The organism is Bacillus sp. JJ1122 (genome assembly GCF_036964885.1).
Lineage (GTDB): Bacteria > Bacillota > Bacilli > Bacillales > Cytobacillaceae > Mesobacillus.
Window position 1 is genome coordinate 227,352 of record NZ_JBALQL010000001.1, and the last position, 15,816, is coordinate 243,167.

A 15,816-nucleotide genomic window follows, 5' to 3' on the forward strand; every position below is an offset into this window, starting at 1 on the left:
CTTTTCTGACCCAGCTGCTCAATTACTGATCATTTCTTAATACTTTATCAGGCTTCATCAAACCATTTTTGGTTGGATGCTCCCTGTAAATAGCGAGCGCTATTCCGTCATCTGTTTCAACTACGATAGGACCGCCATTCCCCGACAAATTTTGCGGAATCTCCAGCAGTGCCCCATTTTTCACTTTCTCTGCTACTGTATCATTTATGCGATATTTCGGCAAATATGAAATGCCGACTTCCAACGGGTGTAAAGCTTTCTGTATGCTACAATCCTCAGCCATTGTTTCAAGCTGCTCGAATGTGAAACAATCCTCTAAGGTAAACTCGGCAGATTGTATCCTGACTAATGAAGACATATGAGCTGGATACCCCAACTTTTCACCAATCATGACGGCCAGTGTTCTAATATAAGTACCTTTGCTGCAGGATACCCTGAATTTAAAGCTTACTGTTTCTCCCTCAAATTCATCCCTGTCATCGAGAAGTTCAATACTGGAGATGGTTACCTTTCTTGTAGGGCGTTCCACTTCAATTCCTTGCCTAGCATATTCATATAATTTCTTTCCATTCACTTTTACTGCCGAGTACATCGGCGGGGTCTGCTCAATTTGTCCAATAAAGGACTCTAGGACCTCTATTATTTCTCTTCGAGTAATAACTCGATCCACTGATTTCTCTTCTACTTTTTCTCCGGAAGCATCCTCAGTAGTTGTAGTATATCCGAGAGACACTTCGCCTTCATAGGCTTTGCCAGCATCCGTGATGTACTCAGCAATCTTAGTTGCCTTACCCACGCATATTGGCAAGACACCTGTTACATCCGGATCAAGAGTTCCTGTATGGCCTACCTTTTTGGTCCTTAACAGCTTCCTGAGCTTAAAGACACAATCATGCGAGGTCATGCCCGCCGGTTTAAAAAGAGGCAAAATCCCTTCCATGCTCTATCCCCCTAATTTCTTTGGTGTATGTATCATTAATTCTAATGGTTTGACTCTAAAATAATTGTTTTACTTAAATTCCTCTTAAGAAGCGTTATTCAAAAAAATGGATAGACTAGGTGTCTATCCATCTCTTTTACATGATGAAACGGCCTGCAAAGCAGCTGGCCAGTATGATCATTCTTTTTCTTCCTTTTCTTCATCAGCTTGCTCTTCTCTTTGCAGCTCATGAATAAGGGAATTGATTCTGTTGCCGTATGCCATCGTTTCGTCAAATTCGAATATCAGTTCAGGGGTTTTTCTAAGGCGGATTCTCTGGCCAATTTCGGTCCTAATGAAACCTTTGGCCTTCGCTAATCCTTTTAAAGTATTTTCTCTCTGTTCCTCGTCGCCTAAAACAGATATATATACCTTTGCCTGCTGTAGATCGCCTGTAACTTGTACATCCGTAACTGTTACGAATCCAATGCGGGGGTCCTTGATTTTGCGGCTGATAATATCGCCGAGTTCTTTCTTCATTTGTTCCCCAACACGATTTACTCTATGACCCATCTCGATCACCTCGTTCTATTAAAGCCATTCTATTTCGGTGATGGTACGTTCGATCTCTGGAAAAGAGTCAATCATTTTAATAGCATTTTGCAGCTCTCTTTCAGTCGCAACCTTTGATGATGAGACAGCAGCAACAGCAATTGTTGTCCGCTGCCACACATCTTGATGGTCAACTTCTGATACTGAAACATTATATTTTTGCTTCAGCCTGGAGATAATTCGCTGCAGTACTGCTCTCTTTTCTTTTAGAGAATGAGCATCATATATGATGCACTCACAGGCTGCTAAGCCTACTACCATTAACGTTCCACTTCTTCCATGATATATGCTTCAACGACATCGCCTTCTTTAAGATCATTGAAGTTTTTAATGGTAATACCGCACTCGTATCCTTGAGCTACTTCTTTAGCATCGTCCTTAAAGCGTTTTAACGCATCAATCTGTCCTTCGAAGATGACGACGCCGTCACGAATCAGGCGAACACCGCTGTCACGGGTAATTTTACCGTCAGTGACATATGAACCACCAATCGTTCCAACTTTTGAAACCTTGAAAGTCTGGCGGATTTCAGCCTGGCCAATAACCTTTTCAGCATAAACTGGATCAAGCATTCCCTTCATCGCAGATTCGATTTCTTCGATTACCTTGTAGATAATACGGTGCAAACGGATATCAACCTTTTCTGATTCCGCAGCACGCTTCGCATTATTATCAGGGCGAACGTTAAAACCGATAACGATACCGTTAGAAGCTGCAGCTAATGTGATATCAGACTCATTGATCGCACCCACACCAGTGTGAATGATTCTTACATTTACACCTTCAACGTCCAGTTTTTGCAATGCTGCTGCAAGTGCTTCTACTGAACCTTGAACATCGGCTTTAATGATTAGATTTAAGTCTTTCATTTCCCCTTGTTTCATATGTTCAAACAAAGTATCAAGACTTACGCGTGCTTTTTCGCTTCTTTGCGCTTGTACCGCTTGTGATGAACGGATTTCTCCAACCTGGCGTGCAGTCTTCTCGTCGTCAAATACAACGAAACGATCTCCAGCCTGTGGAACATCATTTAAGCCAGTGATTTCAACAGGAGCAGAAGGACCTGCTTCTTTAACACGGCGTCCGAGATCATTAACCATAGCACGTACGCGTCCGTAAGTATTACCTACTACAATCGGATCACCGATCTTTAGCGTACCGTTTTGAACTAGCAGTGTCGCAACTGAGCCACGGCCTTTGTCAAGCTGCGCTTCAATTACAGTACCAATAGCGTTCCTATTCGGATTCGCTTTATATTCTTCAACTTCTCCAACAAGCAAAATCATTTCTAATAGGCTGTCAAGACCTTCTCCTGTTAGTGCGGAAATCGGAACAAAGATAGTTTCGCCGCCCCATGCCTCAGGAACCAGGCCATATTCAGTAAGTTCCTGCATAACACGGTCAGGGTTTGCAGTTGGTTTGTCCATTTTATTTACAGCTACGATAATTGGTACATTGGCTGCCTTAGCATGATTCAAAGCTTCAACAGTCTGCGGTTTAACACCATCATCTGCAGCTACCACCAAGATTGTGATATCAGTGATCTTCGCGCCCCGTGCACGCATTGTAGTAAATGCCGCGTGACCAGGAGTATCAAGGAAAGTAATTTTCTTGCCATTCTCTTCGACTTGATAAGCACCAATATGCTGAGTGATTCCGCCAGCTTCGCCTGCAGTAACCTTTGTGTTGCGAATTGAGTCAAGAAGTGTTGTTTTACCATGGTCAACGTGGCCCATGATTGTAACAACCGAAGGTCTCTCAATTAAAGATCCTTCTTCATCCTCAGTGAAGTAAACTTCAAGGTCAGTTGCATCGATTTTGATTTCTTCTTCAACCTCAACACCATAATCAGTAGCAATCAATTCAATTGCGTCTTTATCAAGATCCTGATTGATCGTTGCCATGACACCAAGCATGAATAACTTTTTGATGATTTCTGATGGTTCACGATACAGCTTTTTAGCAAGCTCAGCAACTGTTAAAGACTCACTGAAAGTAATTTTTGCAGGAAGTTCTTTTACTTTCTTTACTTGAGGCTGTGCAGCTTGCTGCTGGTTTTGTTTGCCTCTGTTTTGGTTTTGCTGGTTTCTATTTCTGTTATTGTTGTTTGGCTTATTTTTATTGTTTTTATTAAAAGGCTGTGAGTTTCCAGGCTTTTTAGCTGCAGCTCCGGTTTTTACTTTTTCAGGAGTTGTTGCACGGCGCTCATCATCCGAAAAAGCACTTGCTGTTGTTTTTAACTGAGCCTTGGGCTGAACCTGATTATTTCTCTGCTGGTTTTGACCTTGGCTGCGATTTTGATTCTGGGATTGTTTTTGTCCTTGGTTCTGTCCCTGTGCAGCTTTCGGCTGGCTTTGCTGCTGAGGTTTGGCTTGTGTTTGTTGTTTTTCTTCTTTTGTATTATAAATGGCGTCTAGTCTCCTCACGGTTTCATCTTCCATGGCAGTCATATGGTTTGAAACCTCGATGTTCATTTCTTTTAATTTTATAATCACGTCTTTACTCGATAAATTATGCTTCTTTGCATATTCGTAAACGCGTGTTTTACTCATATTTTCACCCCCGCTAGAATTAATCGAGCAACGTCAACAGTTTTTTTGCAAAACCCTCGTCCAGTAGGGCTACTACAACACGAGCATCCTTCCCAATAGCCTGACCAAGCTGATACCGGTCCGGTACCACCTTGCAAGGTACTTTATAGGAATTGCACTTGTCGGTAATTTTCTTTGTAGTATTTGCGGATGCATCCGCTGAAAGCAAAATGAGTTTCGCTTTGCCGCTTCGGATTTCTTTAACGGAAAGCTCTTCCCCTGAAATAATTTTCCGTGCTCGATTGGCTAAGCCAAGCAATGACATCCATTGATTCGAATTCATCAGGATAGTCTGTTCTCCTTTTCGATAAGTTCATTGAGCTCATCGTAAATTGCATCGTCCACAGCTGTTTCTAGTTGTTTGGACAATATATTTCGTTTTTTTGCAAGCTGAATAGCTTCTTTATCTTTTGAAAGATATGCACCACGGCCTGATTTTTTCCCTGTCAGATCAATGGATACTTCTCCCTCTTTGGAGCGAACGATGCGAACGAGTTCTTTTTTCGGTCTCATTTCACCGGTAGCGACACATTTTCGCATAGGAACTTTTTTACGGCTGTTCACGATCATTCACCTCAATTAATCAATATCTTCATCATCATAATCATCATTCGCTGATAACAATGGTTCATTATCACGAGGATAGATGCCTAACTCTCTAGCCTCTGCCTCTGCTTTAATGTCAATCTTCCAGCCAGTCAATTTAGCAGCAAGACGCGCATTTTGTCCGCGCTTACCAATCGCAAGCGATAGCTGGTAATCCGGGACGATGACAGTGGTAGCCTTATCCGCTTCATTGACAATTACATCAAGGACCTTTGATGGGCTTAATGCATTGGCAACAAACACAACTGGATCCTCAGACCACTTAACGATGTCGATTTTCTCGCCTTTTAGCTCATTGACAACTGCCTGCACACGCGTTCCTCTTGGTCCAACACATGAACCGACAGGATCGACTTCTGCATTATCAGAATGCACGGAGATTTTAGAGCGGTCACCCGCTTCACGTGCAACAGATTTAATTTCAACAGTCCCATCATAGATTTCAGGAACTTCAATCTCGAAAAGTCTCTTTAACAGTCCCGGGTGGGTTCTAGAAACGAAGATTTGCGGGCCTTTAGTGGTTTTTTCAACCTTAGTGATAAATACCTTGATGCGGTCGTGAGGCTTATAATGCTCGTTGGGCATTTGTTCATTTGCCGGCAGGATTGCTTCGATTTTACCTAAGCTTACATAGATGAATTTTGGATCCTGACGCTGAACGATACCTGTCATGATGTCTTCTTCACGATCAATAAATTCAGAATAGATGATGCCTCTTTCTGCTTCACGCACACGCTGGGTTACTACCTGCTTCGCTGTCTGCGCTGCAATTCTTCCAAAGTCTTTAGGTGTAACTTCAAGTTCAACGACATCCTCGACCTGGTAATTCGGATTGATTCTCTGGGCATCTTCTAATGAAATTTCCAGGCGTGGATCAAATACTTCATCCACAACTTCTTTTCTCGCAAAAACGCGCATTGAACCATTGCCAAGATTAAGATCAATCCGGACGTTCTGTGCCTGGTTAAAGTTGCGGCGATATGCAGAGATTAGTGCTGCTTCAATCGCGTCAATTAAAATGTCCCTGGAAATGCCTTTTTCTTTTTCAAGAATTGTAAGAGCATCCAACAATTCGCTGGCCATGAGATATAAATCCCCCTTTTTTACTTCCCAACATTATTTATAAATAGACTATAGATTCTTTCTAGACAGATTATGAAAAAGTGACTGCAAGCCTAGCGCTGGCAATCTTATCAAATGGGAGAACAACTGTTTTCTTGCGCGTCTTGATTTTTACTTCAACAGTTACGGTTTCACCATTGTAATCGGTTAAAATTCCTTCAAAAGCTTTTTCACCATCAAATGGTTCATAAGTTTTAATGAAGACATTTTTCCCAATTGCTCTATGATAATCTTTTTCCTTTTTTAGTGGACGTTCTGCACCAGGTGATGAAACTTCCAAAAAGTAGTTATGCGGGATTGGATCAAGGGCATCAAGCTTTTCGCTCAGTCGCTCACTGACTATGCCGCATTCTTCAATATCAATACCGTTGTCCTTATCAATGTATACGCGCAGGAACCAGTTCTTTCCTTCTTTTACGTATTCGATGTCAACCAATTCTAGTCCATTTTCAGTTAAGATGGGAGTTACTAGCTCTTCCACTGTTTCGGTAACCTTGCTCATAAAATCCCTCCTTTGACACAACATCTTTTACCATTCATTAGCATTAATACTTAATGACTCTTTATCACGAAAAAGTGCGTAACAACACGAAAGAGTGGGTTTCCCCACTCTCATCTGCCAGAGTTATCCGTAGTATTTCCAATAAAAATATAACATAACCAGGTATTTAATGCAAATACATACCAATCCAAAGGCATTGTCAAGGCTTATCATTTAGCTGTTTCAAAAAGTTTTGGCCTTCTTGTTACAATGGTCTGTGTCATGTAAGCATCAGGAATTTTTTAGAATAAGCTTAACTGATTCTGGTCTGGCATCCCCTGCAGGCAGCCATGGTTGTCAAGGTACTCTAGAATCGTCTTGGAAATCTTACCCCGCTGCTGAAGGTCTTCTTTGGACAGGAATTCTCCTTCTTCCCTTGATTTGACAATATTGATGGCAGCATTCGTGCCAAGCCCAGGTATTGCATTAAATGGCGGGATTAAGGTGTTTCCCTCAATGATGAATTCAGATGCACTGGATTTATATAAGTCAACTTTGGCAAAGCTGAATCCACGCTCGCACATTTCAAGAGCAAGTTCCATTACAGTCATCAAGTTCTTTTCCTTCGTAGAGGCGTCAAGACCCTTTGCATTTATTTCCTCGATCGTTGCGCGGATGCTTTCAGAACCGCGTACCATTGCATCGACATCAAAGTCATCTGCTCTTACCGTAAAGTAGGCAGCATAGTACATAAGTGGATGATGAACCTTAAAATACGCTATCCTCACCGCCATCAATACATAGGCAGCTGCGTGTGCTTTAGGGAACATGTACTTGATTTTTTTACAAGAATCAATATACCATTCCGGCACCTTGTTTTTGCGCATTTCCTCTTCCATTTCATCACTCAAGCCCTTACCTTTACGAACCGATTCCATGATTTTAAAAGCGAAAGCCGGCTCCAGTCCCTGATAGATCAGATATACCATGATGTCATCACGGCAGCCGATAACTTCGCTTAAATTACATGTCTTGTTATGAATCAATTCCTGGGCATTTCCCAGCCATACGTCTGTTCCGTGGGAAAGACCGGAGATCTGTACTAGCTCAGAAAATGTAGTTGGTTTTGTATCTTCAAGCATCTGGCGAACGAAACGTGTACCAAATTCAGGAATACCAAGGGAACCAGTTTTAGACATTATTTGCTGTTCTGTAACACCAAGGGATTCCGTACCGCTGAATATTTTCATGACTTCTGGATCGTCCGTCGGGATTGTTTTAGGATCAATACCGCTCAAATCCTGAAGCATCCTGATCACGGTCGGGTCATCGTGTCCTAGAATATCGAGCTTTAAAAGATTGTCATGGATTGAATGGAAATCAAAATGGGTTGTTTTCCACTCCGATGTATTACTGTCCGCTGGAAACTGTATAGGAGAAAAATCATAAATATCCATATAGTCCGGTACTACGATAATTCCACCCGGGTGCTGTCCTGTCGTTCTTTTAACGCCGGTACATCCAGAAGCAAGCCGGTCAATCTCAGCACCCCTGAGCTGAAGATTATTGTCTCCCTGATAACCTTTTACGTATCCGTACGCAGTTTTATCAGCGACCGTGCCAATTGTTCCTGCACGATAAACATATTCTTCCCCGAACAGGACCTTCGTGTAATTGTGCGCTCTTGGCTGATATTCTCCTGAGAAGTTCAAGTCAATATCGGGAACCTTGTCCCCTTTAAATCCAAGGAAAGTCTCAAACGGGATATCATGACCGTCTTTCGTGTATTTTATGCCGCAATCTGGGCAGTCTTTGTCAGGTAAGTCAAAACCGGAACCTACGGATCCATCATTGAAGAACTCCGACTTTTTGCATTTTGGACATACATAATGCGGTGGCAGCGGGTTTACCTCTGTAATTTCGGTCATCGTTGCTACAAAGGATGATCCGACAGATCCACGCGAACCAACTAGATACCCATCATCCAACGATTTCTTAACAAGCTTATGAGAAATCAAATAGATAACAGCGAATCCGTTGTCTATAATGCTTTTCAGTTCTTTCTCAAGCCGCGCTTCTACTATTTCAGGAAGTTCGTCCCCATAGATACGGCGGGCCATTCCATAGCTCATGCTCCGCATCTCTTCATCTGCGCCTTCGATCTTTGGTGTATAAAGGTCATCTTTGATCGGCTTAATGACATCAATCATATCCGCAATTTTATTTGAGTTCTCTACAACGATTTCCTTTGCTTTTTCAGAGCCTAAAAATTTAAAAGCATCCAGCATCTCGTTTGTCGTCCTGAAATGGACATCCGGTAGTTCGTGGCGATTCAGCGGGTTGGCACCACCCTGTGAACTGACTAAAATCTTGCGGTAGATTTTATCATTTTCATTCAGGTAATGGACATTTCCGGTTGCTACGACCGGCAATTCTAATTTCTCTCCCAGTTTGACGATATTTGAAATGATGTCCTCGAGCGCTTTTTGATCCCGCACCAATTCCATTTCAAGCAGATGGGCATAAACTTGTTTAGGGTGCACTTCTAAATAATCATAAAAATGCGCTGCTTCCTCCACCTCTTCTGGGCCCTTCTGCATCATACCCTCAAATACTTCCCCTTTATCACAACCGGAGCCAATCAGGATACCTTCTCTGTGCTTATTCAATACAGACCTAGGGATCCTAGGGACGCGATAAAAATAATCAATATGTGCAATTGATACTAATTTAAAAATGTTTTTCAAACCGGCTTCATTTTGTGCAAGCAAAGTAGCATGGTAAGGACGAGCACGCTGGTATGCTTTACCTTGACCCATGTTGTCATTCAGCTGGTCATGGTACTCCAGCCCTTTTTCAGCAGCATCCTTTAGCATCCTTAGCAAAAGGTACCCGGTTGCCTCAGCATCGTAAATCGCACGGTGATGCTGGGTCAATTCGATGTCGAATTTCTTAGCCAATGTATTCAATCGGTGGTTCTTCATATCTGGATAAAGGAAACGGCCTAATTCTAGTGTATCTATAACCGGATTTGTCGCCTTACCTATACCGATTTTTTTATAACCAACATTCAAGAAGCCCATATCAAAGGAAGCATTGTGCGCAACCAGTACGCTGTCTTCCGTCCACTCATGGAATCTTTGAAGCACCTCGCTTACTTCTGGTGCGTTGCGGACCATATCATCGGTGATCCCGGTTAAATTGATTGTTGTGGCTGACAGACGGTGATGCGGGTTGGCAAATGACTCAAAGCGGTCAATGATTTCGCCATTACGGATCTTGACAGCAGCGAGTTCAATGATCGTATCGTAAACGGCTGAAAGACCTGTTGTTTCTACGTCAAATACGACATACGTATCTTCTGCCAGCATGCGATGCGCATCATTATAGGCAATCGGTACACCATCATCAACCAGGTTGATTTCAACACCATACAGAATCTTGATATCATTTTTCTTACCTGCCCCGTAAGCCTCTGGGAAGGACTGAACAACTGCATGGTCTGTAATGGCAACTGCCTTGTGACCCCACTTTGCAGCCTGTGCGACTAGTGCGCTGACAGGTGTGACTGCATCCATCTGGCTCATCGGTGAATGAAGGTGTAGTTCTACTCTTTTTTCTCCCTCAGGAGCTGTATCGATTCTACCCTTCGCCTTTATTTCATTGATATCATTGCCTATCATGACAAGGTCACGTACGAATGTATCATTCTGAATGCTGCCGCGAACCTTAAGCCACATTCCCTTTGTGACACGCTGATAAAGAGCCGCATCTTCTTTATCGCGAGAAAACATTTTGACCATGATGGAGCTAGTGTAATCTGTAATTTTGAATGTTAACAAAGTCCGGCCGCTTCGCAGTTCCTTCGTTTCTGCAAAGAAAACATATCCTTCAATGGCAACTCTGCGTTCTTCATCCACGATTTCATCCAGTTTGCGAAAATCAGCATCATCCTTGATCGTAAGGCCAATTGTAAGAGGGCCATCTTGAGGTGCGCCATCACCCTGTGCTTTTTCCGCTTCCTTCTTCTGCATTTCAATCATGGCCATCAATCCGCGTTCCTGATCTTCCTTCTCTTTCGCCTTCATGAACTTTTCATATTCATCAGAAGTGCTGTTTTCAATCACTTCCGTATCAATAGTCATTAAAGGAAAACCAAAACTCTGGTATATATCCGTAATAATACCTGCATATTTTCTTTTTATTGCAAGACCTTCTGTTTCATTTCTTACACTTAAGATGATTTTCGTACCCTGGATTTTTGGATTTTGTTCATTTAAAAGTTTTAAAAGCGGAGGTGCGATTCCATCTATTTCTTTCACGCAAGATTTCCAGTATTCAAGTATTAGCTGGTCATTAATTGATTGTTCGAGCACGTTTACCGTGTATGAAATTTTGGCTATATGTGAAAAAGCTCGTTCAAGCTCGCTGGTGAACCTGCTATATAGATCGCAGGGAATGATATTTTCAAATTGAAAATAAAAATGCCACTTCCTCGCCTGTTTTTCAACAACCACTCTATCAATTTCAGCATTGCGAAAGTGAGTGACAATTGTATCCTCTGTAAGCTGCAGCTGCTGCAGCAGGAGCTGAAACCTTTCCTTTTTCCCCGTAGAAAGATCACCCATGGTTACATCTCCTCCCCTCTGAAAAGCATGTAATATTTCTTTATCTGACAGGCATCAGCCTAATATTAATATTAATATTAAGATCATTATGAGTTCAATATAAGCAAAGGTTATTATATCACAAAATGGCGCTGCGGTTACCTGTGTTTGGATTTTCCATTTGACTCTGCTAACCTTAAATATGATTTCCACTCCAATTAACAGACCTAAGAATCAACAATCATCTTTAACAGAGACATCCATGCAAAAATAAGTGCAAAATGAGGTATGTGAATTCGCCATACAGATTCCCTTTTTCATGACCTTACATTTAAAAAGCGGGTCCCAAATCAGGACCCGCTCCACTTCTAAAGTTCTTGCAATATAATCTTAAGCGCTTCAGCAAGCTGATCCTTATGGACTTCCTGCATTTCGCCATTTTTACGGGTTTTCACTTCGACAATGCCCTCACTCGCTTTTTTCCCAACCGTTACCCTGACAGGCAGGCCGATCAGGTCGGAATCAGCGAATTTCACGCCTGGACGTTCCTGGCGGTCATCTAGAAGCACATCCAGTCCGGAAGTCTTCATATTAGCATATAACTCCTCTGCTAAAGCAGCCTGCTCACTATCCTTCATATTGATAGCAATAAGATGGACATCGAATGGAGAAATATTCCCCGGCCAAACGAGACCGTTGTCATCATTGAATTGTTCCGCAACTGCTGCCATTGTGCGGGAAACACCGATACCGTAGCAGCCCATGATCATTGGCTGTGTCCTGCCGTTTTCATCCAGGAATACAGCATTCATTGCCTCACTGTATCTAGTTCCTAACTTGAAGACATGTCCAACTTCAATACCTTTGGCAAAAACGATTGTTCCGTTCCCGTCAGGAGAAGGATCTCCTTCCTTAATGAAGCGGAAATCAGCATATGCACTCACTTTGAAGTCGCGTTCAGGATTAACATTTTGATAATGGTAGTCTTCTTCGTTCGCTCCGCAAACTCCGTTGACAACCGCTTCAACAGCATGGTCAGCTACAACCTCTACATTTTCAATTCCAATAGGACCTATTGAACCAACTGAGCAGCCAAGAACTTCCTTTGTTGTATTGGCATCTGCCAATTCCACAACGGATGCTTCAAAGTAGTTTTTCAACTTGATATCATTCACTTCATGGTCGCCTCTGACTAAAACTAGTGCAAATCGCTCATCTACTTTGAACAGTAATGATTTAATGCACTCTTTTTCCTCTACTTGCAGGAATGCAGATACTTCCTCAATAGATTTCTTATTTTCAGTATGGATTTTCTCAAGCTCGTTTGCTTGCTTCCCGCTCTTTTCATATACAGCGGTGACTGGAGCCATTTCAATATTGGCCGCATAATCAGACGTATCAGAATAAGCAATTGTGTCTTCACCGATATCAGAAAGAACCATGAACTCATGTGTATCCTTACCGCCCATCGCTCCTGAGTCGGCAATAACCGCACGGAAATTCAGGCCGCAGCGTTTAAATATATTTGTATATGCCTGGAAAAGACGCTCGTATACTTCATCAAGGCTTTCCTGTGTGGCATGAAAGGAATATGCATCCTTCATGATAAATTCACGGCCTCGCAAAAGTCCAAATCTAGGACGTTTTTCATCACGGAATTTTGTCTGGATTTGATAGAGTGTTAAAGGCAGGCGCTTATAAGATTTAACTTCGTCACGAACAAGGCTAGTGATCACCTCTTCATGGGTTGCTCCTAGAGCAAACTCCCGATCATGACGGTCTCTTAATCTCATTAGCTCGGGACCATAGGAATACCATCGGCCTGATTCCTGCCAAAGTTCTGCCTGCTGCAATGCAGGCATGAATAATTCTGCAGCACCTGCATTATTCATTTCTTCTCTGATTATTGCTTCAACCTTCTGAAGGACTTTCCGGCCCAAAGGCATATATGTATACACACCGCTGGCATTTTGGCGAATGAAACCCGCACGCAGCAACAGCTGGTGACTCTTTACTTCTGCGTCTGATGGAACTTCTCTTAAAGTAGGAATAAGCGTCATACTTTGCTTCATTGATTTACACCTCATTAGGATATAGAAGATTTTACTTATTGGCTCTGTAAAACTTGTCTGTTGATTTTCACTCCAATCAACAGGTGATTAAAAATTAACATTGAATTTTAACACAGCCTACTTATTAAAAAATTGACCTGCCTGGTATTAACCAGACAGGAAAAAATAACTGCTTAGTTATCGGGAAAATATTACAGGAAGAATCTCTGGATGTCGTTCCAGGTTACAACGAGCATCAGCAACATTAAAATGGCGAATCCGATAAAGTGCACCATGCCTTCTTTTTGCTTATCGATTGGCTTTCCTCTTAATGCTTCAACTGCAAAGAATGTCAGCCTTCCGCCATCAAGGGCTGGGAAAGGCAGGAGATTCATGATTCCAAGGTTAATGCTCAGAATCGCTGCCCATTTCATTAAATAAAAAATCCCGGACTTAGCAACTGTATCTGTTGAAACATATATCCCGACCGGACCAGAGAGCGCATCAATCGAAAATTGGCCGGTGATCAGTTTACCAAGCATAGAAAAGATTTCTGTCGTCCAGAAATAGGTTTCTTTAATCCCATACGAAATTGATTTTAAAGGAGATTTTTCAACAGGGCTATATACCCCGATCAGTCCGATTTTTTCACCTTCAACTGTTTTTGATTCGGGTGTTACAGGCAGCTCTATATTTTCCCCGTTACGGACAATGGAAAAATCAAGTTCATTTCCCGGATTCTTGCGAATGATTTCGACTACATCCTGCCAGCTCGACACTTCAGAGCCTTCAATACTGTTTACGATGTCGCCTTCTTTTAAGCCTGCATCGAGCGCACTGCCATCTGGCGTCAATTTGCCCAATACAGGTTCATTAGACGGGATCCCCTGGAAAATGGCAAGAATGATAAAAATGACCATTGCAAGCAAGAAGTTCATCATCGGTCCAGCAAAAATGGCCATTGTCCTCTGTGCTAATGTTTTAGAACCGAATTGCCGGTCAAATGGAGCGATTTGGGTTTCAGTCCCATTTTCTACTAGCACTGCTGTCTTGCTGATCGGGAACGATTTGATAAGCGTGTCATCCTCGCCCTCTTCATATCCTTTAATATAAAGATCGCGTTCGATATCAGCTTTCTCAACTTCAATAATTCGTGCATCAGGAAACTTTTCCTTGTTATTGAGGATGATTTTGGTAACTTCTTCGTTGCCATTGAACAATAAGCCTACCCGGTGACCGGGTTTAATCTCAATCATTTCTGGATCTTCGCCTGCCATACGGACAAATCCGCCGATTGGCAAAAGACGAATGGTATAGGTAGTTTCATTTTTCTTATGGGAAAATACCTTTGGGCCGAAGCCTATTGCGAATTCACGGCATAGGATGCCTGCACGCTTGGCAAAGATTAAGTGCCCCAATTCATGAAAGAATACAAGGGCTCCAAAAATGACAATAAAGGCAATAACTGTATTCAAATTATCTAACCACCTTTTTAAGGATAAGAATCCACTTCTTTGAATTTTGAAAACCTATTGCTTTATAACAGTGAAAGAATAAAGCTTCTCGTATCTTTATCAGCCTCTTGAATCACTTCAAGGCTCGGGTTCTTTATTATTTTGTGGGCGTCCATTGCTTTTTCGATCATGTCTTCAATTTGCAGGAAAGTGATTTTGTCCTCCAAAAAGGCAGCGACTGCCGCTTCATTGGCCGCATTCATAACTGCAGGCAAAGTACCGCCCGCTTTTCCGGCTTCGTATGCAAATTTTAGACATCGAAAACGATCATAATCCATTTCCTTAAAATGCAGCTTTCCGATTTCAGCAAGATTCAGCCTTGTTCCCGATCTTAGCGGCAGCCTGTCTGGATATGTAAGAGCATATTGTATAGGAACCTTCATATCTGGGGTTCCGAGCTGGGCTATGATGCTTGTATCATGAAATTCTACCATTGAATGGATGATGCTTTCTCGATGAAGCAGGACTGATATTCTGTCATATGGCAATGAAAATAGCCAATGTGCTTCAATTACTTCAAGTCCTTTATTCATCATAGTAGCTGAATCAATGGTTATTTTCGCCCCCATGGACCAATTTGGATGGTTCAAGGCATCTGATTTAGTTACACCTTTTAAATCTTCCCTCGTTCTGTCTCTGAAACTGCCTCCAGAAGCAGTCAGAATCAGCCTCTCAATATTTTTTTCTCTTTCGCCTTGCAAGGCTTGAAAAATAGCAGAATGCTCACTGTCTACAGGCAAGATGGAAACATTATGGCGCTTCGCTTCCTCCATGACGATGTGTCCGGCTGTAACCAGAGTTTCCTTATTGGCAATGGCAATCGTTTTTTTTGCTTTTATCGCCTCTAATGTTGGGCTTAATCCCACGCTTCCTAGGACTGCGTTAACAAGGATCTCGGACTTATGAAAGACAGCTGCTTCTTCAAGGCCCTCACTCCCATAAACAATTTTTATTTTCGGGAATTCACTTTTTAAAGTTTCAGCATCTGACTTTTCCTGGACGGAAACTAGCTCCGGGTAAAATTCACTAATAATTTTTCTGGTAAGTTCTATATTTCGGCCAGCAGACATTGATATTAATTTAAATTCTTCTGGATGCTCCCTGATTACATCGAGGGTTTGAATTCCAATCGATCCTGTAGCACCTAACAAGCTGATTTTTTTCACAAACTTCACTCCTAAACAACATAAACGAGTATTGCTGGCTTCACCAGTTCTTTCCCTATTCGACTTCACCAAAACAGAGTCGATGGCTTAATGAGATGCATTGATTTTCTTTATTTTTTTTGGCTCTGTTAAATAAGGCTGTTGATT

At 42.1% G+C, this 15,816-nt stretch carries 12 protein-coding genes; all 12 read right to left on the bottom strand.

Annotated elements, in window-relative coordinates; genetic code table 11:
* Positions 1-22: 22 nt before the first annotated feature.
* Positions 23-940, bottom strand: coding sequence for a tRNA pseudouridine(55) synthase TruB (truB, locus tag V7201_RS01125; RefSeq protein ID WP_335374942.1), 918 nt, complete (start codon positions 938-940; stop codon positions 23-25).
* 177 nt (positions 941-1,117) lie between these two features.
* A complete protein-coding gene (gene rbfA / locus V7201_RS01130; protein ID WP_207498393.1) occupies positions 1,118-1,492 on the bottom strand; it encodes a 30S ribosome-binding factor RbfA in 375 nt (124 codons plus the stop codon).
* An 18-nt stretch (positions 1,493-1,510) separates the two neighbouring features.
* Entirely contained in the window at positions 1,511-1,792 is a 282-nt protein-coding gene (locus tag V7201_RS01135) for a DUF503 family protein (protein ID WP_207498394.1), read from the bottom strand.
* The gene (infB, locus tag V7201_RS01140; RefSeq protein ID WP_335374943.1) at positions 1,792-4,083 is read right to left on the bottom strand and encodes a translation initiation factor IF-2; all 2,292 of its coding nucleotides are present in this window, start codon (positions 4,081-4,083) and stop codon (positions 1,792-1,794) included. Before infB ends, V7201_RS01135 begins: the two co-directional genes overlap by 1 nt.
* A 19-nt stretch (positions 4,084-4,102) precedes the next feature.
* Entirely contained in the window at positions 4,103-4,405 is a 303-nt protein-coding gene (locus tag V7201_RS01145; protein ID WP_335374944.1) for a YlxQ family RNA-binding protein, read from the bottom strand.
* Entirely contained in the window at positions 4,405-4,686 is a 282-nt protein-coding gene (gene rnpM / locus V7201_RS01150; protein ID WP_207498397.1) for an RNase P modulator RnpM, read from the bottom strand. Before rnpM ends, V7201_RS01145 begins: the two co-directional genes overlap by 1 nt.
* Positions 4,687-4,701: 15 nt before the next feature.
* A complete protein-coding gene (nusA, locus tag V7201_RS01155; protein WP_335374945.1) occupies positions 4,702-5,811 on the bottom strand; it encodes a transcription termination factor NusA in 1,110 nt (369 codons plus the stop codon).
* Positions 5,812-5,881: 70 nt separating this feature from the next.
* Positions 5,882-6,352 (bottom strand): ribosome maturation factor RimP, encoded by a 471-nt coding sequence (gene rimP / locus V7201_RS01160; protein WP_335374946.1) that lies wholly within the window; start codon positions 6,350-6,352, stop codon positions 5,882-5,884.
* 281 nt (positions 6,353-6,633) lie between these two features.
* Positions 6,634-10,959, bottom strand: coding sequence for a PolC-type DNA polymerase III (locus V7201_RS01165; protein ID WP_335374947.1), 4,326 nt, complete (start codon positions 10,957-10,959; stop codon positions 6,634-6,636).
* A gap of 347 nt (positions 10,960-11,306) precedes the next feature.
* Complete coding sequence (locus V7201_RS01170) at positions 11,307-13,010, bottom strand: proline--tRNA ligase (protein WP_335374948.1); 1,704 nt, start codon at positions 13,008-13,010, stop codon at positions 11,307-11,309.
* A gap of 191 nt (positions 13,011-13,201) precedes the next feature.
* Complete coding sequence (gene rseP / locus V7201_RS01175) at positions 13,202-14,464, bottom strand: RIP metalloprotease RseP (RefSeq protein ID WP_335374949.1); 1,263 nt, start codon at positions 14,462-14,464, stop codon at positions 13,202-13,204.
* 62 nt (positions 14,465-14,526) lie between these two features.
* Positions 14,527-15,669: a 1-deoxy-D-xylulose-5-phosphate reductoisomerase gene (locus V7201_RS01180; protein WP_335374950.1), complete on the bottom strand. Its 1,143-nt coding sequence runs from the start codon at positions 15,667-15,669 to the stop codon at positions 14,527-14,529.
* Between the last annotated feature and the right edge of the window lie 147 nt (positions 15,670-15,816).